Here is a 21,962-nt window from a genome sequence, read left to right as displayed (position 1 = left end):
GGCCAATGGGAAGGTGGGGTTACGAGCTATCCACCCCGTGTCCACATCCCATATCGCCGCCCGGCCTCTCAAGCCGGAGTGACGAAGAAGCTAGAGGTTATTCTCTTTCCCTGCCGCAATCTTGCGCCGGGTTTCACGCACTTGCGACCACGCCCCATAGGCGATCAGCGCGGCGAGGAAAAACCACACCCAAACCGGAATATCCTGCCCGAAAATCGCCAGATAGAGGTAAGCCGAGACGAAGAAGAACCCGGCCAGCATCGTCGGCAGCACGGTCGATTGCCCTGCGCGGGCGCGCTTCACCAACCACGCGATGGAGGCGAGGAAGAATGGAATTGCGCCGACATAGATCGCGACGAAAACGTACGGATTGACGTTGTACTGGGCGCCCTGCGCCAGAATCCAGTCGTTGATCGATTCCAGCATCGCAGTGCGCCCCTTCGCTCGGTTCCGGCCTGCTTGCCGCTATACGCGAGAATTGTCGACGCCGTTACATCCGCTTTCGCGAATGGGGGCTATCAGCCCGGATAATCGGATCGCGCGGCAAGAGCTTCGACCTCGATCGGCGGGATCATCCGGTCGCCCAGCTTCTGGATCACGTGACCGCGCCGCTCGTCCGGGGTCATCGCCATCATCAGCTTGATCATCTCGAGGAAAGTACCCTCGTGAATGCCCTTGGATCCGTCCAGCAGGCCCCGGCCGTCATCCTTGATGTGGATTTCGGCGCGGTCGTCCCATGCGATGCCGCCCTCGGCTGATTCAGCGTTGTAGGTGGTGGGATGGTCGCTCATGTTCTTGCCTCCTGATCTTTCTTCTTCAACGCAGCAAACCCGTGCCGGGTCCGCGATGACAAAGCTTATTCGAGCATGCCCTCGTGCAGGCGGACAACGCGGTCCATCTTGGCCGCGAGCCGCTCATTATGCGTGGCGACCAGCGCCGCGCTACCCTGCCCGCGCACCAGATCGAGAAACTGGGCGAGCACCTTTTCCGATGTCGCCTCGTCCAGATTGCCGGTCGGCTCGTCGGCCAGCACCAGCTTGGGGCTGTTGGCAAGCGCGCGCGCCACTGCGACGCGCTGCTGCTCGCCGCCGGAAAGCTGGCTAGGGCGATGTGTCAGCCGATGTTCGAGGCCAAGCGCGGAGAGCAGCTCTTTTGCGCGAGCTTCCGCCGCATCGCGCGGCTTGCCACCGACCAGCTGCGGCAGAACGACATTCTCGATGGCGTTGAAATCGGGCAGCAGGTGATGAAACTGATAGACGAAGCCCAGATGCTCACGCCGCAATCGCGTGCGGGCCTGACTGTCCGACTTCTCCGCCGCCTCGCCTGCGATCACGATGGTTCCGCCAAACCCGCCTTCGAGCAGGCCGACCGCCTGCAGCATGGTCGACTTGCCCGAGCCCGAGGGGCCCAGCAGCGCGACGATCTCGCCCGGCATGACCTTCATGTCCACGCCGCGCAGGACATCGATCCTCACCCCGCCCTGTTCGAAGCTGCGGGTAACACCGCGCAGTTCGACCACGGGTTGAACGCCCGGATTACTCATAGCGGAGCACCTGTACAGGATCGGTATTGGCGGCCTTGAACGCGGGATAGAGCGTCGCAAGGAAGCTGAGCACCAGCGCCAGCATGACGATGCCGAAAATCTCCCACGGGTCGGTCTTCGCCGGCAGTTCGGTCAGGAACCTCACTTCCGGGTTCCAAAGGTCCTGCCCGGTCGCCCAGCCGATGAACGCGACGATCGACTGGCGGAAGGTCAGCACGAGGGCCCCCAGCACGAGGCCAGCCAGCGTGCCGATCGCACCGACGGTGAAACCGGTGGTGACGAAAATCTTCAGGATAGACTGTCTGCCCGCACCCATCGTGCGCATGATCGCGATGTCGCGCGTCTTCGCGCGGACCAGCATCACGAGGCTGGAGAGAATGTTGAACGCGGCGACCAGCACCATGAAACTGAGCGCGAAGAACATCGCCACCCGCTCCACCTGCAAGGCTTCGAAGATCGAGGCGTTCATCGTTTCCCAGGTGTTCACGACCGCCGTCCCCGCCAGTTTCGCCTCGATCGGGGCCATGATCTCGCTGACCCGGTTGGCGTCTTCTGTCTCGACCTCGATCATGCTGATCGTATCGCCGGTTAACAGCAGGGTCTGCGCCTGCGGGATGGACATGACGACGAAGGCCTTGTCGTAATCATATAGCCCCACCTCGAAAATCGCGCCGATCCGATAGCCGACCTGCCGTGGCACGGTGCCGAATGGCGTCGTGCGCCCGGCAGGATTGAGGACCGTAATCGTGTCACCGACGCGCGCGCCGATATTCTCCGCCAGCCGCGCACCGATCGCGACCTCGTCGGCTCCGGGCTGGATTCGCGCCATGTCGCCCATCACGACCTTGTCGGCGAGGTCTTCGATATATTCGGGCGTGTGGCCGCGCACCAGCACACCTTCGACCCGGCCGTTGAAGGTGACGAGCAGCGGCATGTCGATCAGCGGCGTGGCATCGACCACACCCGGCGTTTCCTCGATTTCCTTAAGCACGCCTTCCCAGTCGTCGAGCCGGCCGCCATAAGCCTGCACGATCGCATGGCCATTGAGCCCCACGATCTTCTCGACCAGTTCGGCGCGAAAGCCGTTCATCACGCTCATCACGATCACCAACATGGCGACCGAGAGCATCACGACACCGATGGAAATCCCGGCGACGAGCTTGATGAAACCCTCGCCCTTTCCGGGCCAGAGATACCGTTTGGCGATGGTCCATTCGAAGGGATTGAGAAACAAGGAGCCGCCTGCTTTCGTGGTGCTTGGCCCTGCCCGTTAGGATGCCGCGCCTTTCTGCGCAATGAAAACGCAACGGATAAGCTGCGTTGCGCACGCTTCGCCGTCTTCCGGCCCTTGTAATTCATCTGTCACAACGCCAATGGAGCGGCGACCGCATTGGCAACGGGCCGCACCCCCCATGACCCCAAGCATGAATCTCCACCCCTTCGCCGACGAGAACGGCGACACCCTGCACGAAGAGTGCGGCGTGTTCGGCGTGATCAATACCGAAGGGGAAGCCGCCGCGATGACCGCACTGGGCCTCCACGCGCTTCAGCATCGCGGGCAGGAAGCTGCCGGAATTTCCAGTTTCGACGGCAAGCAATTCTATACCCGCCGTGGCCTTGGCCATGTAGCGGAGAATTTCTCCACCGCGGAAAGCATCGACGAACTGCCCGGCTTCATGGCTGCGGGCCATGTGCGGTACTCGACAACGGGCGGCGCGGGGCTGCGCAACGTCCAGCCGCTGTTCGCCGATCTGGCGAGCGGTGGCTTCTCCATCGCCCATAACGGCAATATCTCGAACGCGGGCACGCTGCGCGAAGAGCTGGTCAGCAAGGGTGCGATCTTCCAGTCGACCAGCGACACCGAGGTCATCATTCACCTCGTCGCCACCAGCCGCTATCCCACCATGCTCGACAAGCTGACCGACGCGCTGCGGCTGGTCGAGGGGGCCTATGCGCTGATCGTGATGACCCCGCGCGGGATGGCCGCATGCCGCGATCCGCTGGGCATCCGCCCGCTGCAGATGGGCCGCAAGGACGGCGCAGTGGTATTCGCCAGCGAAACGGTCGCCTTTGGAGCGATTGGCGCGACCTTCGAACGCGAGGTCGAGCCGGGCGAATTGATCGAGGTCGACTTCGACGGCTCGATCCGCACGCACCGCCCTTTCGGCAACAACCCCGCGCGGCCCTGCATCTTCGAGCACGTCTATTTCAGCCGCCCCGACTCGATCTTCGCCGGGCGCTCGGTTTATGAAGCGCGCAAGGCCATCGGCACGCAACTGGCTCTCGAATCGCCGTGCGATGCGGACCTGGTGGTGCCCGTGCCCGATAGCGGCGTGCCCGCTGCAATCGGCTATTCGCAACAGTCGGGCCTGCCCTTCGAGCTGGGTATCATCCGCAGCCACTATGTCGGGCGGACCTTCATCCAGCCGTCGGACGGCGCGCGCCATTCGGGCGTCAGCCGCAAGCACAGCGCCAATCGCTCGATCGTCGAAGGCAAGCGGATCGTGCTGATTGACGATTCGATCGTACGCGGCACCACCAGCCTCAAGATCGTGGAAATGATGCGCGATGCCGGGGCCACCGAAGTGCACTTCCGCGTCGCAAGCGCGCCTTTTGCGCACGGCTGCTATTACGGCGTCGACGTCCCCGAACGCTCCAAGCTGCTGGCCGCACGCATGAAGCTGGAGGCGATGCAGACCTTCATCAAGGCGGACAGCCTGGCCTTCGTCTCGATCGACGGCCTCTATCGCGCGGTCGGCGAGGAAAAGCGCAAGAGCAGCTGCCCGCAATTCTGCGATGCCTGCTTCACCGGCGATTATCCGACCCGGCTGACCGACGTCTCGCGCCGCGAGCAGGATGCCGCGCAACTCTCCTTCCCCGATACCAAACCTGTCGACGAGCCCGTCTGAAATGTCCCAAAGCAAACCATTCGAAGGGCGCGTCGCGCTCGTCACCGGCGCATCGCGTGGAATCGGCGCAGCCGTCGCCAAAGCGCTCGCCGCCAAGGGCGCGCATGTGATCCTGACCGCGCGTGACGATGCCGCGCTCGAACGGGTCGAGGACGAGATTCATCAGGCTGGCGGCACCGCGACAATCGCACCGGTCGATCTGGCCGAGAACGACGGCGTCGCACGGCTTGCGCAGGCGATCGCCAGCCGCTGGGATGCGCTCGACATGCTAGTGATCAGCGCGGCCTATCTGCCCACGCTGACTCCGTTGACGCAGGTCGATCCCAAGCAGTTCAACACCGCGCTCACCATCAATGTGCTGGCGACACAGGCGCTGCTCGCCGGGCTTCACCCGCTGCTCAAGCGTGCCGAGGCGGCCCGCGTCGTCGGCCTGACCAGCAGCGTCGGCGAAAGCCCGCGCGCCTACTGGTCCGCCTATGGATCGACCAAGGCGGCGTTCGACAACCTGCTGCTGTCCTATGCGCAGGAAGTCGCGAACACCGGATCGATCCGGGTCGCGGTGATCGACCCTGGCGCCACCCGCACGCAAATGCGCGCCAAGGCCTATCCGGGCGAGGACCCGCAGAGCGTCAAGCCGCCCGAAGATGTTGCGGCCTTTATTGCCGACCTGCTCGAAGGCGACTTCGAGACCGGCCACCGCGCACGCGTGTAAGGCAACGAATGGTTAAGCGCGCTTAGCCACGCCCGGTTACCTTTGCGAAAGCCGCCTGCCCCGACACTCCGACCCGGACAACTTCGGACGGGAAATTCGAAAAATGCAGGATTTACAAGACGGTTACGCGTGGGCAGCGCAGGAAGACCGCTGCGCGCCGCGCACCAAGATCGCGATCCCCGCGCAACTGCGGGTCAGCGGTGCACCTGCGATCAGGACGGTGGTCCACGACCTTTCTATTGCGGGCTTCAGTGCTTCGTCGATCAGACGGCTCCAGGCCGAGCAGGTCTGCTGGCTGACCCTGCCCGGATTGCAGTCGATTCAGGCCAAGGTGGTCTGGTGGGACCGCTCGATCGCAGGCGCCGCATTCGATTCCATGATCGACCAGAGCGTGCTCGAAGACATCCTTCGGCAGTGGGAGAGCCCCCTTGGCGGAGGCGTCACCCGTTCCTGCCTGTACTGACGGCTAAAGCGCCTTCTCGATCGCATCGAGCAACTTGCGCCGCTTGGAAGAGAGCGGCGTGCCGGTCGCGGCGGGCCAGTTGGAAACGATGGCAATCACGGCATCCTTATCGGGATAGAGCGTGATCGACTGACCGAAGATGCCCTGCGCGCCGAAGCTTTCGCCGGGGTAAGTCCACCACTGGTAGCCATAGCCATAGCCGTTCCCGAAATCGACCTGCGGCGCGCCCGCTTTCGCGAACCAGCCATCGGGCACCGTGCCCTTTCCGCCATCGAGCGCGAACAGCCCGACGCGCGCATAATCGCGCAGCGAGGCCGACAGGCAGCACCCGCCTACGCTTCGGCCCGAAAGGTCGGTCTGCCAGAATAGCGGCTGCGCGAAGCCCGCCGGGTCGACGATCTTGCGCTTGGAATATTCGGCCAGCGTTTCGCCGACCGCGTTTTCCACCAGCACGCCGATAAGGTTCGTCTCGCCGGTCTTGTAAACCCATTTCTCGCCCGCCGGAGCCTCGCGCGGGAGGGTCTCCATATATTCAACCACCTGATCCTCGCCGGGCGCGGGCGTCACGTTGAACATCTTTGCCACATCCGAATTGGGATCGGTGTAGTTCTCGTTCCACTTCACGCCCGAGGTCATGGTGGCGAGCTGTTCGACCGTAACGTCGTCGTAGGCGCTGCCGTCGAGGCCGGGCACGTATTTCGACACCGGGTCGTCCAGGCTTTCGATGAAGCCATCCTTCACCGCGGCACCCAGCAGGGTGGAGGTGAAGCTCTTGGCGACCGAGAAGCTGGTCCAGCGACCCTCAGGCCCGAAGCCGAGTGCGTATTGCTCGAACCGGATCTTGCCGTCCTGCAGCACGATCACGCCCGCAGTGCCCTGCGAGGCCATGTAGCTCTCGATCGCGGACCGTGTACTTGCAGGCAGCGGCGTGCCCTGCGGCAGAACACGCACGTCCGGGCTCGCCTGCACCTCCTGCCCCGGGAAAAAAGTCTCCATCGAACGGAAGCGGGCGGAACGGGTCGCATTGTCCCAGAAAAGCACCTCTGCGCCTACGACGGGCTTGGGATCGGTCGGCACGCTGGCGGTCACACCGGGCGTCGGGTCGTCTGCCGGAAGCGTTGCGCACGCGGCAAGCGGCAGGGCCATGGCGCCGAGCAGAGCGAGGTACTTTTTCAATTCAATTCTCCTTTACCAGCGTCACCTGGTGCACATCGATCCCGCCGCCGCGAAAACCGCCTTCGCAATACATCAGGTAGTAGCGCCACAGCGCCTTGAAGCGATCGTCGAACCCTTCGGGTAGCATGCCTTCGCTGGCTGCCCGATCGAAATTCTCGCGCCAGATGCGCAGGGTTTCGGCATAATCCGTCCCGAAGCGCACCTCGTCTTGCCAGGCGAGCCCCCGCTCTTCGGCCAACCTGCGGAATTCCGAAGCGCGGATCAGCAACCCGCCTGGGAAGATATAGGCCTGAATGAAATCCGCGCTCGACGCATAGGCATCGAACAGATCGTCCTGCATCGAGATGAACTGGATCGCCGCGCGTCCGCCGGGTTTCAGGTTCTGCGCAATGCAATCCATGAACGTCGGCCAGTACTGGCGGCCAAGCGCCTCGACCATCTCGACGCTGGCAATCGCGTCATAGGCCCCATGCGTATCGCGGTAATCCTGCTGGAGGAAACGCGCATCGCCGCCGCCCTGCCGCCGTGCCCACGCGAGCTGCTGTTCGGACAGGCTGATCGCATCGACCTGCGCCCCACGATCGGCCGCAGCGCGGGCGAGCGTGCCCCAGCCGCAGCCGATCTCGAGCAGGCTGTCACCGGCTGAGAGATCGAGCCGGTCGAGAATTGCAGCGTTCTTGGCACGTTGCGCCAGGTTGAGCGTCTGCGGCGCGTGCCCCGGATCGAAGAGCGCGGAGGAATAGGTCATCGTCTCGCCGAGCCACGCGGCGTAGAAATCGTTGCCGAGGTCGTAATGCGCCAAGATGTTCCTCGCCGCGCCCGCCTTCGTATTGCGATGGTGGTCGTGCGCAGCCCTGAGCGCGCGCTTCCACCCGCCCTTGGCGCGCCCCGCATCGCCCAGCGTCGGCCCATTGGCGATGAACAGCGCGAACAGCGGCACCGGGTCGGGGCTGGACCATTCGCCCGCTTCCCAAGCCTGATACCATCCGACCGAGCCACCGGTCGCCAGACGGGCGAGCGCACGCCAATTGTGGATCGTCACTTCCGCTTCATGGCCGGGACCGCGCCCACCGAGCAGGCGCGTGTTGCCATCGGGCAGGCGGCCCAGCAGCGCGCCTTTCTCGACCCCCGCATCGATCCGGTCGAGCAGCTTGTGGAAGCCGGGTGCGAGCATGCGGGAAAGCAGGCCCGGGCGCCTTTCGAAGCGCTGCGATGCGGCCAGCAGATCGCTCCCGCGTGGTTGCCCGGATACCCCCATGCCGCGAGGGGGTATGCCGCGCGCTTCGCCGGGCGACAAGGCGAAACCTCGCCTTTTCAGCCCTCTTTCATCGCGCGGTAAGCTTCCAGTGCGCGTTCGCGTGCCTCGCGGTGGCCGATGATCTTCTCCGGGTAATCGCTAGGACGGCACTGATCGGACGGATCGTGGATCTGGTCGTCTGACAGCTCCGCCAGTTCGGGCACCCATTCGCGGATATAGCCTGCCGCATCGAACTTCTCTGATTGGCTGAGCGGTGCCATGATGCGGGGGAACATGTTGCTGTCCACCCCCGTGCCCGCGACCCACTGCCAATTGGTACCGTTGCTGGCGTAGTCGGCGTCCACCAGAGTATCCCAGAACCACCGCTCGCCATGACGCCAGTCGATCAACAAGTGCTTGATGAGGAAACTGGCCGCGATCATCCGCACGCGGTTGTGCATCCAGCCGATCGCCCAGAGCTGGCGCATCCCGGCATCGACGATCGGGTAGCCTGTGCGGCCCATCTGCCAGGCCTCCAGCTCTTCCTCGATCACATGCCCCCGGTTCGGATTGCGCCACAGCTTGTTGTCGTCGATCGCGTCGCGATAGGTTTCTTCGGGATAGGTAGGAAACTGGCACAGGATGTTCTGCGCATAGTCGCGCCAGATCAGCTCGCTCTCGTAGGTGCGCCAGCCTTCGCTGCGCTTGTCCTTGAGCGCGTGCCAGATCGTAATCGGAGAGATTTCGCCCCAGTGCAGGTGCGGAGACATCTGCGAGGTCTGGTCCTCGCTCGGCAAATTGCGACCATCCTCGTACTCCGCAACGTGATCGGCCCACCAGTCGAGCCGTTCGCGCGCGGCATCCTCGCCCACCGACCAGAATTTCTCCATCTCCGTCGCCCAGTTCGGCTTGGCAGGAAGCAGATCCCAGTCGGAGAGGTCGTCGCTCGCAGGAAGGTCGCTCGGCTGCGAAATCGTTTCCGGCGCGGGCAGTTCGTCGCGTGGCGGCATGAGGTCGCGCATGGCGCGGGAGAACGGCGTGTAGATCTTGTACGGATCGCCAGATCCGGTCGTCGCGGTGCCGGGCGGCATCAGGTAATTGCCGTCATGGAGCACCAATTCGCATCCGTCGGGTAACGCTTTCTCGAGGTCGCCCTGCGCCTTGCGCCACCATGGCTCGTAGTGCCGGTTGGCGTGGATCGCCTCGGCACCGGTCTTCGCGGCTAGATCGGCGAGGATGTCCACGCTGTCGCCATGTCGCAGGATCAGCTTGGCATTGTGCCGCCCGAAACTCCTGCCGAGGCTTTCAAGCGAATGGTGCAACCACCAGCGCGACGCGCCGCCGTATTTGCGGTCCCCCGTCCGCTCGTCATCGAGCACAAAGACCGGCAGGATCGGCCCAGCCTGTGCAGCGGCATAGAGCGCGGGATTATCGGCCATGCGCAGGTCGCGCCGCAGCCAGACGATTTGGATAGAAGCCATGGGCAAGGAACCTCGGGAGTTACGGGCTGTTCCAGACTGCATGGATCAGAGCCGCGTCGGCGCGACAACCGAGCCCAAAGCCCCCCTTCCCGCCGAAACGGTGTCGCTTCCTGCACGCGGCTTCACGATCGACCGTGGAAAGGCGCTCGTCGCCGCAGGCGTGCTTTGGGCGATCTGGGGCCTGATGATATGGCTGGTCACGCAGGGCCGCACCGAAGGCTTCGACCATTCGGGCCTGCTGCTCTATCGCGCGGGTGTCGATCTCCAGCCGCTGGGCGGCAATATGCTGGAAGAGGCGGTGCGCGATGTGACCGCGCTGGGCGGATTTCTGCTCTCGACGCTCGCAGCGGGCGCGGCTGCGATTGCGCTGCTGTTCCTGCGATTGCGGCGCGAGGCGATGCTGTTCACCATTACCGTGCTGCTTGGCTGGGGCCTCAACGCAGGCATGAAGCTGCTCGTCGGGCGGGAGCGCCCCACCCTCGTCCCGCACCTGACCGAGGCGGCAGGATACAGCTTCCCGAGCGGGCACAGCTTTGCCTCGGCCATGATCTATATCGGCATGGCGCTGGCATTCGCCTCGCTCAGCAGCAGGCACTCGGTCCGCTATACGCTGATCGGCAGCGCGATGGTCATCTCGGCGATGATCGCATGGAGCCGGGTGATGCTCGGCGTCCATTTTCCCAGCGACGTCATCGCCGGGTGGACCGGCGGCGCGGCGTGGGCCTTCACCGCCGCCGCCCTCCTATACGAACCCGCCAAGCGCGCCGCCGATAGCGCGGCAGCGCACGGGCTCGATCCGGTCCATCACTAAGCGAATGAACGCTTAGACCGGGTCCTGTGCGGTCCCATCGACCGTCCACGTCTGGCCGCCGCTGAGCAGCTTGGCGAGGTTCGCTTCCTTGCCGCTGACCGAGGCTTCGCGCTCGGCAATGACCGCGCTTTCGTAGGTCGCGGCGGGATCGTCGTAGAGCACGCCGAGCGGCATCGGGAACGGGTCGAAGGGCAGTTCGGCCAGCATATGCGCCATCACGCGGTTCTTCACATCGTGCACGCGCACGCCAGCGGCCTGCCAGTCGCCATCGACGACATCGACCACGGTGAAGACAAGCCGGTCGGCGTCGAACGCGAGGCCCTTCTGGCCCTTGTCGAACAGCATCGGCTCGCCGTCGACCAGCCACAGCTGCTGGCCTTCCGCACCCTTGGGCGCGGCGAAGGCGTCGAACACATCCTTGTTGTAGACGATGCAGTTCTGGAAGATCTCGACGAAGGCCGCGCCCTGATGCGCGTGGGCGGCCTTGAGCACATCGGGAAGGTTCTTCGAGACGTCGATCCCGCGCCCGACGAAGCGCGCGCCGCTGCCCAGCGCGAAGGCGCAGGGGTTGGCGGGATGGTCGACCGAGCCGATCGGGCTGGTCGGTGTGCGCGTCCCTTCGCGGCTGGTGGGCGAGTACTGGCCCTTGGTCAGGCCGTAAATCTCGTTGTTGAACAGCATGATCTGCATGTTCACGTTGCGGCGCAGCACATGCATCATGTGATTGCCGCCGATCGACAGGCCATCGCCGTCGCCGGTCACCAGCCAGACATCCAAGTCCGGATTGGCGAGCTTCACACCCGTGGCCACCGCCGGCGCGCGGCCGTGGATCGTATGGAAGCCGTAGCTTTCGATATAATAGGGGAAGCGGCTGGAACAGCCGATACCGGAGATGAACACCGTGTTCGCCGGATCGCAGCCCAGCTGCGGCAGCGTGCGCTGCACGGCCTTGAGGATCGCATAGTCCCCGCAACCCGGGCACCAGCGGACCTCCTGGTCGGTTTCCCAGTCCTTGAGCGTGGTTTCGATTTTAACGGGTGCGTTCATGTTTCGGGCTGTCCATCATCTTGGCCGTATTTGTCGTGGCCGTATTTCTCGGCATATTTCCGGCGGTTCATCTCGCTGTCGACCAGCTTGAAGGCCGCGTCCATCTCGGGCGTCATATTCCATGGGATCGGCTTTTGCGTCAGTTGCCAATAGATCCTCGCGTAATCGAGGCTCATGTAGTTCGCGCCACCGATGTCGGGGCGTCGCATCTGGCTCGGGTCGTTCTCCCACTTGCAGTTATGGCAGATGGAATAGTCGCCTTCCTCCATTTCCGAGACGCCGCAGACCGGGCACGAGAACTTCTCGAGGCGGCGCGGCGGCACTTCACTCGCTCTCCACCGTGCTCGGCAACTGCTGGTCGTTTGCGGCGACCTGCCCGCCCTCGTTGCCTTGGACGCCATCGAAGTAGGCGCAGATCGCCTCTTCGAGTTCGGCGATCTGGAACGGCTGGCCGCTGGTCTTGGTCAGGCTTTCCGCATCGACCAGCAGCTGGTCGCGCAGCACGGTCTTGAGCTGGCCGGTATTCATCTCGGGCACCAGCACGCGGTCGAACCCTTCGAGCAATTCGCCGAGGTTCTTGGGCAGCGGCCAGATATGGCGGATGTGGATGTGCGAGACCGAGCAACCCTTGTCGATGCTGCGGCGCACCGCCTGCTTGATCGGGCCGTAGGTAGAACCCCAGCCGACCACCGCAAGCTTGCCCGTGGTTTCGCCAAACGCCACTTCCTGATCGGGCACGGGGATATTTGCGATCTTCTCGCGCCGTGTGTCGGTCATCAGCTGGTGGTTGGCCGGATCGTAGGAGATGTTGCCGGTATTGGCGTCCTTCTCGATCCCGCCGATGCGGTGCATCATGTGCGGAGTGCCGGGCTTGATCCACGGACGAGCGCCCTTCGCGTCGCGCTTGTAAGGCTCCAGCACCTCGCCGCGCGGTTCGGTCAGGAACTTGGCGGGGAACGGCTCGAAACTGCTCGGATCGGGCACCTTCCAAGGCTCCGCCGCATTGGCGATGTAGCCATCGGTGAGCAGCATGACCGGGGTCATGTATTGCACAGCCATGCGGCAGGCTTCGATGGCCACCTCGAAGGCATCGCCGGGGCTGCGCGCGGCGATCACCGGCATCGGCGCGTCGCCGTTGCGGCCATAGACCGCCTGATAGAGGTCGCTCTGCTCGGTCTTGGTCGGCAGGCCGGTCGACGGCCCGCCGCGCTGCGAATTGACCACCACCAGCGGCAGCTCGGTCATGATGCCGAGGCCCAGCGCCTCGGTCTTGAGCGCAATGCCGGGACCCGACGACGAGGTCACGCCCAGCTGGCCCGCATAGCTCGCGCCGATCGCGGCGCACACGGCGGCGATTTCGTCTTCCGCCTGGAAGGTGGTGACGCCGTATTCCTTGAGCCGTGCGAGGTGGTGGAGGATCGCCGAAGCAGGCGTGATCGGATAGCCGCCGAAGAACATCGGCAGCTCGGCCAGCTGCGCGCCCGCCACAAGGCCGAGCGATACCGCTTCAGCCCCGGTGATCGTCCGGTAGAGCCCCGGCTCCGACGGCGCGGGCGGCAGATGCACCTGCTTGAGCGGTGCGGAAAGCTCGGCGGTTTCGCCATAGGCGTGGCCTGCGTCGAGCGCGGCGATATTTGCTGCGGCAATGTCGGGCGCCTTGGCGAACTTCTTGTTGAGCCAGTCGTGCAGCGGCTCGCGCGGACGGTCGAACATCCACAGCGCGAGGCCCAGCGTCCACATGTTCTTGCAGCGCAAAGCGTCTTTCTTGCCGAGGCCGAAAGGCTCCACGGCTTCGATCGTGCGCGCGCTGATGTCGAAGGCAAGCACGTCGAACTTGGCTAGGCTCTCGTCGTCCAGCGGGCTGGCGTCGTATTTCGCCTTGTCGAGATTGCGCTTGGTAAACTCGCCCGTGTCGACGATCACCAGCCCACCCGGCTTCAACGCAGCAAGGTTCACCTTGAGCGCGGCGGGGTTCATCGCGACCAGCACATCGGGCGCGTCGCCCGCGGTGTTGATCGCTCTGGAGCCGAAGTTGATCTGGAAGGCGGAGACGCCGAACAGCGTGCCCTGCGGCGCACGAATCTCTGCCGGGAAGTCGGGGAACGTGGCAAGGTCATTGCCCGCCAGCGCGGTGCTGAGCGTGAATTGCCCGCCCGTCAGCTGCATCCCGTCGCCGGAATCGCCAGCAAAGCGCACCACGATCGCATCGGGGGCCGCGGGCATGTCGGAGGTGGAGGCTGGAGGCGCCTGAGTCGCCATGAAAATACATCCTTCGGGTCTTCGCGTGCGCTTTTTCGAACCTGCGCATCTGGCCGTCGCCTACGTGGCCGTCCGCTGTCGAGCAATCAAGTTTTTCTAGTGCGCCTGATGGAGATCGGTGGACAGGCACGTTGGCCAAAGCCTATCCAGCGCAGCCCGTTTTCGCGCTCGATTCACCGAAGGACCCTCCGCATGGCCGACGCCCCTACGACGCAACCCTTTGTCCGCGACGATGTACGCACCTTGCTCGACATGATGAAGGCGATGAACCGCCCGCCGGTCGAGGAAGTGGGCGCGGTCGCAGGGCGCGAGGGGATGCGCGCGATGGGACAGATCGGCGAAGTGGAGCCGAAGGAGCTTGCGGTCATCAGGGACGTGACCTGTCCCGGGCCCGATGGCGATGTTCCCTGCCGCTTCTACGACAGCCGGGAATCGCGCGAGGCTGGCCCGGCCGTGCTGTTCCTCCACGGCGGCGGCTTCGTGATCGGCGATCTCGATGTCTATCACAGCCTGTGCACCGAATTCGCCCACCGGCTCGACCTGCCGGTGCTGTCGGTCGACTACCGGCTTGCGCCCGAAGCGCCCTTCCCCGCCGCGCCCGACGATTGCGAAGCGGCGGCGCGCTGGCTCGCATCCTCGCCCGAGGCACTGGGACGTGAAGTTACCGGGCTCGTCATCAGCGGAGACAGCGCGGGCGGCAACCTGACGATCGTCACCACCAATGCCCTGCGCGATGCGCCCGCAGCCGTGCCGGTGCTGGTCCAGGCGCCGATCTATCCGGTCGCCGACGAGGCGGGAAAGCACGAGAGCTATCGGAATTTCAAGGAAGGCTACTTCCTCACCGGGAAAACGATGGCTTGGTTCGACGCGCAATATGCGCCCGATCCCGAAAGCCCCCGCAATCTGCCGATGCACGGCGATTGCTCCGACGCGCCGCCGACGGTTCTGTGCACGGCCGGGCTCGATCCCCTGCGCGATTCCGGGCGCGCCTACGCCGCGTCTCTCGTCAAGAATGGAACCGAGGTCACCTATCTGGAATTTCCCGGTATCATCCACGGATTCTTCACCATGCGTAAGGCAATCCCCAGCGGGCAAGCGGACGTAGAGACCTTTATCGATGCGGTTGGGGCAACACTGGGACGACGGAAATGACGATGACGAAAGAACCGGTGAAGAAGCAGCAGCCGAGCGCGCTTGGCTATCGCCCCTGCGTGGGCGTGATGCTCGTCAATCCGGCGGGCGAAGTGTTCGTAGGGCGACGCATCGACAACAAGGAAGGCGACTTCTGGCAGATGCCGCAAGGCGGGATCGACGAGGGCGAAGCCCCCAAGGACGCTGCCCTGCGCGAGCTGTACGAAGAGACTGGTGTCACCGCCGACAAGGTCGCGATCATCGGCCAGACCGGCGAGCCGCTGCGTTATGACCTGCCCGAAGAGCTGATGGGCAAGCTGTGGGGCGGCGAGTTCCGTGGGCAGGAGCAGGAGTGGTTCCTTGCCCGGTTCGACGGGAGCGAGGACGACATCGACCTCGAAGCCCACGAAACGCCCGAATTCTGCGAATATCGCTGGGTGCCCGCCAGCACGGTCGCAGACCTGATCGTGCCCTTCAAGAAGCGCGTCTACCGCGCGGTCGTCGCCGAATTCGCGGAACTGATCTAGCGCGCCCGTCGAAGATGGCTGCCTAGTTGGTATCGCCGTCCTGCGACAGGTTTTGCGTCACCACCGCATCGGGCATCACGGCCTCTGCGGTCATCATCCTGGACTTGTGCGGCCCCTGCTCGATCGCCTTGGCGAGCGAGCGGGTTTCGGGGCAGTTCGACCCGCATAGCGATTCGAGCTGCGCGAGGTTACGCTCGGCCCGCTCGATCGCGCCTCTCTCGACCAGGGCGGCACCCTCACCCGAAATCGCGGCATAGTTGCCCGGGTCGCGCGTCAGCGCCTCACGGTAATAGCGGATCGCCTTGCCCTGCAGCCCCTGGCGCCGCGCAGCCTCGGCCAGCGAGAGCAGGATCGGGGTATATTGAGGATCGATGGCGAACGCCGCTTCGAGCGAGTCGACCGCGCGTTGCGGCTGCCCCGCTTCCAGCGCGGCCTGCCCCTGCGCGATCAGCACCCCGGCGCGCGGATCGACCGGAGCCTCCTGCGCCGAACCGACGCTGGAGGTAACCGCGACCAGCAGCGAAAGGGCGGCGGCGGCGGGGGCGAAACGCATGAACATGTCCTTCGAGGATGCCGTAAAATCGTGAACGGGCGCAACCATAGGACGAAAGATTAACACGTCAAAAGGGCACGCGCGACGAAAAATCCGTCGGTGCCGTCATGGGACGGGGAGAGGCGAATTCCCGTCGCCCCCCCTGGCCCTCGCGCCCGGCCGAGCGGCAAGGCCGGCGGGTCTGCGCGCCAAGCCTCATGGCTTTCAAGGAACCGCGCGAATCGATCCGGTCCTTCCTCGTCGAGCAGCGAGCAGGTGATGAAGACCAGCCGCCCGCCGGGCTTCACCAGTTTCGCGCCCAGTGCCAGCAGGTGATCCTGGGTCGCCGCGAAGCGCGCCAGCCGATCGGGCGTGAGGCGCCATTTCGCTTCGGGTTTGCGCCGCCATGTGCCCACGCCCGAACACGGTGCGTCGATCACCACGCAGTCCGCTTGCGCCTCCAGATCTCCCAGCGGCTCCAGTTCCTTGCCCGGATCGAGCAACCGCTGATCGACGATGGTCGCCCCTGCACGCTGCGCCCGGGGGCCAAGCTGCGAGAGGCGGCGCTTGTCCGTATCCGAAGCGATCAGGCGCCCTGTGTTCTCCAGCGCAGCCGCCAGCGCGAGCGTCTTGCCGCCAGCCCCTGCACACAGATCGATCACGGTTTCGCCGGGCCGCGCCCCGGCAGCGAGGCAGACCAGCTGGCTGCCGTGATCCTGCACCTCGATCCGGCCTTCGCGGTAAGCGTCCCACTGGTCGACCTGCGTGCCCGCTTCGAAGCGCAGGCCGTTGGGTGCGGCGAGGTGTTCGCCCGGTTCGGGGAGGTCGAGGCCGTCGCGGTCGCCCTTGAGCGTATTGACCCGCACGTCGAGCGGGGCGCGGCCCATCAGTGCCGCGGCTTCGTCACCCTCGATGCCCGACGCGACCAGCCGTTCGACCAGCCATGCAGGCGCAATGCCCGCTTCGGCCACCGGCTCGCCCTCGCGGATCGGTTCGGGCCCGTATTGCGAGCCATCGAACAGCGCGAGCAAGCTCGCATCGCGCGATGCCTGCGCAAGCATGGCCGCACGGCCGGATACCGGAACCTCTGCGCAATGGCGGATCGCCTCATAGACCAGTTCGCGGATTGCGCGCCGGTCCTTCGATCCGGCATAGCGGTTGACCTTGGCCCATTCGGAAATGATCCGGTCGGCAGGGGCACCCTGCCCCTTCGCGCCCTCGATCACCCGGTCGAGAATCTCGATCGCGGCCTGAACCCGCGCTGCCGGAATCATTGGTCGATCTTCCTGCGGCCTGACACACCTGACACAGTGTCCAAAGGCGAAAAACCTGCCTCGCCTCGGGTGAGAAAAGCCATGCTGTCGCGAAGGGATGATGAAGCGGGAATCATACCCCAGCCATGGCATGCATGCGCTGGCTAGGAAAGCGCATCTCGCCCCCGGAATTGCGCGATTGCGATCACCGCTCGGCGCGATAGGCAAGTTCGGGATGCGCGGCCTTCACCCGGTCGTACAGCGCTACCATCTCTCCGATAAACAGCATTTTGCCCGCGATACTGATGCTCGCCCCGCTGACGGTCGCCACCGGATCGAGCGCCCACAACCCATAGGTAAGCGGGATCAGGCCGAGAGCCGCGAGGATGTTGAAGAAATTGGCGCGCGGCACCGAGATCAGACCGGCCGAAATCTCGCGATGCTCGATAAAGGCGCGCTCACCGAAAACACCCTGCGAGATCCAGCCGCGATCGTGTTCGACCGGCGGGAACAGGCGCGGATTGAGCCACAGCCAGAGCGCGACGGCTGCGAAGGCGAGTATGGCCCACCAACCGATCCACGCCCGGCTCCAGATCGCGACAATCGGAAGGACCATCCCGGTTACCAGCCGGGACCATCCGCTCCACGGATTAGCATGTCGCGCCCAGCCCTCTTCATCGAGCCGGAAGAAGTCCGCCACATGCTTTTCGAGAGCCATCAGCCTTACCGCGCCGGGTAATTCGGCGCCTCGCGGGTGATGGCGACATCGTGGACGTGGCTTTCGGCGAGGCCTGCATTGGTGATCTGCACGAACTGCGCGCCCTTGCGCAGATCCTCGATCGTGCGGCTGCCGGTATAGCCCATCGCCGCCTTGATCCCGCCGACCAGCTGGTGGATCACCCCGCTCGCGGGGCCCTTGAACGGCACCTGGCCCTCGATCCCTTCGGGCACCAGCTTCATCGCGGAAACGTCCTGCTGGAAATAGCGGTCGGCAGAGCCGCGCGCCATTGCGGTGACCGATCCCATCCCGCGATAGCTCTTGTAGCTGCGGCCCTGGTAGATGAAGGTTTCGCCCGGCGCTTCCTCGGTCCCGGCGAGCATCGATCCGATCATTACGGCAGAGGCGCCGGCGGCCAGCGCCTTGGCCGCATCGCCGCTGGTGCGCAGGCCGCCATCGCCGATGATCGGAACGCCCGACCTCTCGGCTTCTTCGGCGGCGTCCATGATCGCTGTGAGCTGCGGCACGCCGACGCCCGCGACCACGCGAGTGGTGCAGATCGAGCCCGGCCCGATGCCGACCTTCACTGCATCCGCGCCCGCGTCGATCAGCGCACGGGTCGCCTCGGCGGTGGCGACGTTGCCCGCGATGATCTGGACCGAACCGGACAGCGCCTTCGCCCGCTCGACGGCCTTGATCACGTCGCGGTTATGGCCGTGCGCGGTATCGATGATGACCACATCCACGTCGGCATCGATCAACGCCTGCGTGCGCGCGAAGCCCTTGTCGCCCGTGGTGCTGGCCGCCGCGACACGCAGTCGCCCGGCCGAATCCTTGGTCGCAGCGGGGTAGGTCACGGCCTTTTCGATGTCCTTGACCGTAATCAGGCCGATGCAGCGATAATCCTCGTCCACGACGATCAGCTTTTCGATCCGCCGCTGGTGGAGCGTGCGCCGCGCCTCTTCCTGCCCGGTGCCCAGCGGCACCGTGGCAAGGTTCTCGGTCGTCATCAGTTCACGGATCGGCTGGTTCGGATTTTCCGCGAAGCGCACGTCGCGATTGGTCAGAATGCCGACCAGCTTGCCGCCCCGGTCGGTTACCGGAATGCCGCTGATGCGGTTCGCGCTCATCAGTTCCTGCGCATCGCCCAGCGTGGCGTCGGGGTGGATAGTGATCGGGTTGACGACCATGCCGCTTTCGTAACGTTTCACCGCACGCACCGCGGCAACCTGCTCGTCGATATCGAGATTGCGGTGGAGCACGCCCATGCCGCCCATCTGGGCCATCGCGATGGCCATGTCGGCCTCGGTCACGGTGTCCATCGCCGCCGAGACGATCGGGATATTGAGCGAAATCTCGCGCGTCAGCCGCGTCCGGGTGTCCGCCATGCTCGGCATCACGTCGCTTTCGGCGGGGCGCAGCAGCACATCGTCGAAGGTCAGGGCGAGGGGGATTTCCTTGAAGGCCACGGCGGGCACCTTTCGCAAGCTGGGTTGCGATAGCGAGCCCGTTCAACGACGGACGACTCGCAGATCGCGGGGGATTTAAACCACTGTCTTGCAGGCGGCCCTTAGCGGGGCAGATCGCGATCCGCCAGAGGCGCGAAAGCGACTATCCAAACTTCCGTGCGATCGGGCGTCGGACGGTGCGGCGTCGTTTGGCCGAAATGTACAGGCAAACGCCCATCCGTCCCCGCATTCACGGTCGCTCAGTTGTGCCAGTCGACCTTCACGATGTCCGGCTGTTTGCGGTTGTAGCGCACGGTATGAACCGAACGCGTGCTGCTCGCTATGTGTGCCGACAACGGCGAGGAAATCATCCGGGTGAAGCATACTCCCCGCAATCAGGGTGATTGCTCAGTTCCCGGGCAATCGCATCCATATTCCATCCGATATCGATCTGTAATCGATCGATAAATACTGGTAATCGAGCCCCGGTCCCTGCCCTTATTCCTCCATCAGGCCATGCTTCTTGATGCAGTGGCGCAGCTGGTCGTAGCTGAGACCCAGCGCCTTGGCGGTCTGGCGCTGGTTCCAGCGATGCTTGCCCAGCGCATGCTCCACGATCGCGCGCTCATGCATGTCGACCGCGCCGCGCAGATCGGCAACATCGTCAAAATCGAGGCGCTGAGCAGCGGGTGCCGGGGCTGCACCTTCGCCCGATGCCTGCCGCTTCTGGGCGGGCGCCGCAGCGGGCATCCACGGGCTGTCGAACGGATCGAACACGATGTGGCCGATCGGGGATTGCGCATCGTCCCAGCGATAGATCGCGCGCTCGACCACGTTGCGCAGTTCGCGCACGTTGCCCGGCCACGGATGGTCTTCGAGCTGCTGCGTCACATGGTCGGCATAGCCGGGCCAGGTCTCCCATTCGAGTTCGGCTGCCATGCGACGCCCGAAATAGTCGGCCAGCACTGCGATGTCGCCTTCGCGCGCGCGCAGGGGCGGCAGGGTGATGACCTCGAAGCTGAGGCGATCGAGCAGATCGGCGCGAAAATCGCCCCGCTCCGCCATCGCGGGCAAATTTTCGTTGGTTGCCGCGACGATCCGGCAATCGACGCGCATCGGACGGCTGGAGCCGATCCGCGTAACCTCGCCATACTCGACCGCGCGCAGCAGGCGTTCCTGCGCGGCCATCGAGAGCGTGCCCAGTTCGTCGAGGAACAGCGTGCCGCCATCAGCTTCCTCGAACCGCCCCTCGCGCACGCGGGTCGCGCCCGTAAAGGCGCCCGCCTCGTGGCCGAACAGTTCGGCCTCGATTAGCGTCTCGGGCAGCGCGGCGCAATTCATCGTGACCAGCGGCTCGCCCCAGCGCGGGCTCAGGCGATGGAGGCGTTCGGCGATCAGTTCCTTGCCCGTGCCACGCTCGCCGATCACCAGCACCGGCCGCTGCAAAGCCGCCGCACGGCTGGTCCGCTCGACCGCGTCGAGGAAGGCGAGCGATTGCCCGACGAACTGATTTTCCCGCTCCATGGCCGAGATATAGGCCACAGCACCAAGCCTTGGCAATTATCACCAACATGCCGTTAGTCGAATTTTGTGAGAACGGCGCAATTACGCCATTTCCACGATTTGGCACACCAGTTGCAAAGTAAGAGGCAACACCAACCAAGGAGGACCAGAGATGCACGAACAAGCCCAACCGAAACGCGTATTCGGCAAGGCCGTGCTGGTCACGGTCCTCGCCGCGGGGGCGCTCGTCGCGATGAATCCGCCGTCTGCCGATGGCCCGCATTCCGACCGCCCATATATGCTACAGGTAACCGAACTCGCATGACCGACCATACCGATCCTCCGGGCCGCGCAAGCCGCCTCTCCCGCCTCGACAACGAGGTGGAGCGGCTACGCCGCAGCCCAACCCCCACGCAAGGCGGGCGCTCCGGCGCGAGCCGCGCGGCGGACTGGACGGACGCGGACAAGGTCAGCGAAAAGTTCAACGATTTCATATCATACGGAGCACCCTTCATGGGCATTTTCAGTCGCACGCGAGACATTATCGCGGCCAATTTCAACGAAATGCTCGACAAGGCCGACGACCCTTCGAAGATGATCCGGATGATCATCCTCGAGATGGAGGAAACGCTGGTCGAAGTCCGGGCGAGCGCCGCACGCACGATCGCCGACCAGAAGGAAATGCACCGCCATTCGGTTAAGCTCGACAAGTTGCAGAGCGACTGGGGCGAAAAGGCGCAGCTCGCGCTGAGCAAGGACCGCGAGGATCTGGCCCGCGCCGCGCTGGTCGAGAAAAAGAAGGCCGCCGACATGAGCGAACAGCTCAAGGCGGAAATCTCCGTCCTCGACGACTCGCTGCGCGCCTACGACGTGGACATTCAGAAGCTGCAGAGCCGCCTGCGTGAAGCGCGCAGCCGCCAGACGCAGATCGCGGCCCGGCTCGAAAGCGCGGAAAACCGCGTGAAGCTGCGCAGCCTGATGACAACCGAACGCGTGGACGAAGCGCTGACCCGCTTCGACCAGCTCGAACGCCGGGTCGACTACGCGGAAGGCCGCGCCGACCAGCTCAAGATGGAAAGCGAGAGCGGCAAGCTGTCACTCGCCGACGAAATCGCCTCCCTCGAAGGATCGGACAAGGTCGACGAGGAACTGGAAGAAATGAAACGCGCGCTCGGCAAGGGAGCCAACGACGCGAAGAAGGGGGACTGACCC

Annotated in this window: 23 protein-coding genes; 8 read left to right on the top strand and 15 right to left on the bottom strand. The window is 64.6% G+C overall.

The window, feature by feature from the left end; translation table 11 throughout:
• Positions 1-90 precede the first annotated feature (90 nt).
• The 4 genes from AAG612_RS01815 to AAG612_RS01800 form a co-directional block, all read right to left on the bottom strand.
• Positions 91-426 carry a hypothetical protein gene (locus tag AAG612_RS01815; RefSeq protein ID WP_342506679.1) on the bottom strand — a complete coding sequence of 112 codons (336 nt, stop codon included), beginning with the start codon at positions 424-426 and terminating at the stop codon, positions 91-93.
• Positions 427-518: 92 nt separating this feature from the next.
• On the bottom strand, positions 519-791 hold the full coding sequence (locus AAG612_RS01810; RefSeq protein ID WP_342506677.1) for a hypothetical protein: 273 nt from the start codon (positions 789-791) through the stop codon (positions 519-521).
• 65 nt (positions 792-856) lie between these two features.
• Complete coding sequence (locus AAG612_RS01805) at positions 857-1,543, bottom strand: ABC transporter ATP-binding protein (protein ID WP_342506675.1); 687 nt, start codon at positions 1,541-1,543, stop codon at positions 857-859.
• Positions 1,536-2,777, bottom strand: coding sequence for a lipoprotein-releasing ABC transporter permease subunit (locus AAG612_RS01800; RefSeq protein WP_342506673.1), 1,242 nt, complete (start codon positions 2,775-2,777; stop codon positions 1,536-1,538). Before AAG612_RS01800 ends, AAG612_RS01805 begins: the two co-directional genes overlap by 8 nt.
• A 190-nt stretch (positions 2,778-2,967) precedes the next feature.
• On the opposite strand from AAG612_RS01800, the gene purF reads away from it, so the two are divergent.
• From purF to AAG612_RS01785, 3 genes are all read left to right on the top strand, one after another.
• Positions 2,968-4,452, top strand: a complete 1,485-nt coding sequence (purF, locus tag AAG612_RS01795; protein WP_342508578.1) for an amidophosphoribosyltransferase — start codon at positions 2,968-2,970, stop codon at positions 4,450-4,452.
• Between the two features lies 1 nt (position 4,453).
• Entirely contained in the window at positions 4,454-5,164 is a 711-nt protein-coding gene (locus AAG612_RS01790) for an SDR family NAD(P)-dependent oxidoreductase (RefSeq protein WP_342506670.1), read from the top strand.
• 103 nt (positions 5,165-5,267) lie between these two features.
• Entirely contained in the window at positions 5,268-5,627 is a 360-nt protein-coding gene (locus AAG612_RS01785; RefSeq protein ID WP_342506668.1) for a PilZ domain-containing protein, read from the top strand.
• A 3-nt stretch (positions 5,628-5,630) separates the two neighbouring features.
• Here the strand turns inward: AAG612_RS01785 and AAG612_RS01780 are convergent, their stop codons facing one another.
• The 3 genes from AAG612_RS01780 to AAG612_RS01770 are packed head-to-tail and all read right to left on the bottom strand — an operon-like array spanning position 5,631 to position 9,521.
• Positions 5,631-6,803 carry a serine hydrolase domain-containing protein gene (locus tag AAG612_RS01780; RefSeq protein ID WP_342506666.1) on the bottom strand — a complete coding sequence of 391 codons (1,173 nt, stop codon included), beginning with the start codon at positions 6,801-6,803 and terminating at the stop codon, positions 5,631-5,633.
• Position 6,804: 1 nt separating this feature from the next.
• Positions 6,805-8,061, bottom strand: a complete 1,257-nt coding sequence (locus tag AAG612_RS01775) for a class I SAM-dependent methyltransferase (RefSeq protein ID WP_342506664.1) — start codon at positions 8,059-8,061, stop codon at positions 6,805-6,807.
• A 56-nt stretch (positions 8,062-8,117) separates the two neighbouring features.
• Complete coding sequence (locus AAG612_RS01770; RefSeq protein ID WP_342506662.1) at positions 8,118-9,521, bottom strand: cryptochrome/photolyase family protein; 1,404 nt, start codon at positions 9,519-9,521, stop codon at positions 8,118-8,120.
• A gap of 40 nt (positions 9,522-9,561) precedes the next feature.
• On the opposite strand from AAG612_RS01770, the gene AAG612_RS01765 reads away from it, so the two are divergent.
• Complete coding sequence (locus AAG612_RS01765) at positions 9,562-10,332, top strand: phosphatase PAP2 family protein (protein WP_342506660.1); 771 nt, start codon at positions 9,562-9,564, stop codon at positions 10,330-10,332.
• 12 nt (positions 10,333-10,344) lie between these two features.
• On the opposite strand, the gene AAG612_RS01760 is transcribed toward AAG612_RS01765, so the two are convergent.
• Genes AAG612_RS01760 through AAG612_RS01750 form a run of 3 tightly spaced genes read right to left on the bottom strand, consistent with a single transcriptional unit; the run spans position 10,345 to position 13,638 of the window.
• Complete coding sequence (locus tag AAG612_RS01760; RefSeq protein ID WP_342506658.1) at positions 10,345-11,379, bottom strand: 2-oxoacid:ferredoxin oxidoreductase subunit beta; 1,035 nt, start codon at positions 11,377-11,379, stop codon at positions 10,345-10,347.
• Positions 11,376-11,702 carry a CPCC family cysteine-rich protein gene (locus AAG612_RS01755; RefSeq protein ID WP_342506657.1) on the bottom strand — a complete coding sequence of 109 codons (327 nt, stop codon included), beginning with the start codon at positions 11,700-11,702 and terminating at the stop codon, positions 11,376-11,378. Before AAG612_RS01755 ends, AAG612_RS01760 begins: the two co-directional genes overlap by 4 nt.
• Before the next feature lies 1 nt (position 11,703).
• Positions 11,704-13,638, bottom strand: a complete 1,935-nt coding sequence (locus AAG612_RS01750; RefSeq protein WP_342506655.1) for a 2-oxoacid:acceptor oxidoreductase subunit alpha — start codon at positions 13,636-13,638, stop codon at positions 11,704-11,706.
• Between the two features lie 192 nt (positions 13,639-13,830).
• Here AAG612_RS01750 and AAG612_RS01745 point away from each other — a divergent pair, with 192 nt between their 5' ends.
• Positions 13,831-14,790, top strand: a complete 960-nt coding sequence (locus tag AAG612_RS01745) for an alpha/beta hydrolase (RefSeq protein ID WP_342506653.1) — start codon at positions 13,831-13,833, stop codon at positions 14,788-14,790.
• Positions 14,787-15,296, top strand: coding sequence for an RNA pyrophosphohydrolase (locus AAG612_RS01740; RefSeq protein WP_425341824.1), 510 nt, complete (start codon positions 14,787-14,789; stop codon positions 15,294-15,296). Before AAG612_RS01745 ends, AAG612_RS01740 begins: the two co-directional genes overlap by 4 nt.
• Positions 15,297-15,318: 22 nt before the next feature.
• Here AAG612_RS01740 and AAG612_RS01735 read toward each other — a convergent pair whose 3' ends face one another.
• From AAG612_RS01735 to pspF, 5 genes are all read right to left on the bottom strand, one after another.
• Positions 15,319-15,849 carry a tetratricopeptide repeat protein gene (locus AAG612_RS01735; RefSeq protein WP_342506649.1) on the bottom strand — a complete coding sequence of 177 codons (531 nt, stop codon included), beginning with the start codon at positions 15,847-15,849 and terminating at the stop codon, positions 15,319-15,321.
• 59 nt (positions 15,850-15,908) lie between these two features.
• Entirely contained in the window at positions 15,909-17,102 is a 1,194-nt protein-coding gene (locus tag AAG612_RS01730; RefSeq protein WP_342506647.1) for an RsmB/NOP family class I SAM-dependent RNA methyltransferase, read from the bottom strand.
• A 184-nt stretch (positions 17,103-17,286) separates the two neighbouring features.
• A complete protein-coding gene (locus AAG612_RS01725) occupies positions 17,287-17,799 on the bottom strand; it encodes a DUF6653 family protein (protein WP_342506645.1) in 513 nt (170 codons plus the stop codon).
• Positions 17,800-17,804: 5 nt separating this feature from the next.
• Positions 17,805-19,268: an IMP dehydrogenase gene (gene guaB / locus AAG612_RS01720; protein ID WP_342506643.1), complete on the bottom strand. Its 1,464-nt coding sequence runs from the start codon at positions 19,266-19,268 to the stop codon at positions 17,805-17,807.
• Between the two features lie 477 nt (positions 19,269-19,745).
• Entirely contained in the window at positions 19,746-20,771 is a 1,026-nt protein-coding gene (gene pspF, locus AAG612_RS01715) for a phage shock protein operon transcriptional activator (protein WP_342506640.1), read from the bottom strand.
• Positions 20,772-20,922: 151 nt separating this feature from the next.
• Here pspF and AAG612_RS01710 point away from each other — a divergent pair, with 151 nt between their 5' ends.
• Both AAG612_RS01710 and pspA read left to right on the top strand, forming a co-directional pair.
• On the top strand, positions 20,923-21,075 hold the full coding sequence (locus AAG612_RS01710; RefSeq protein ID WP_342506638.1) for a hypothetical protein: 153 nt from the start codon (positions 20,923-20,925) through the stop codon (positions 21,073-21,075).
• Positions 21,072-21,959: a phage shock protein PspA gene (gene pspA / locus AAG612_RS01705; protein ID WP_342506636.1), complete on the top strand. Its 888-nt coding sequence runs from the start codon at positions 21,072-21,074 to the stop codon at positions 21,957-21,959. Before AAG612_RS01710 ends, pspA begins: the two co-directional genes overlap by 4 nt.
• Positions 21,960-21,962: the final 3 nt, after the last annotated feature.

The sequence above is a fragment of the Citromicrobium bathyomarinum genome (genome assembly GCF_038594605.1).
In the GTDB taxonomy this organism is placed as follows: Bacteria; Pseudomonadota; Alphaproteobacteria; order Sphingomonadales; family Sphingomonadaceae; genus Alteriqipengyuania; species Alteriqipengyuania bathyomarina_B.
This window is presented reverse-complemented; position numbering and strand designations above follow the sequence as displayed.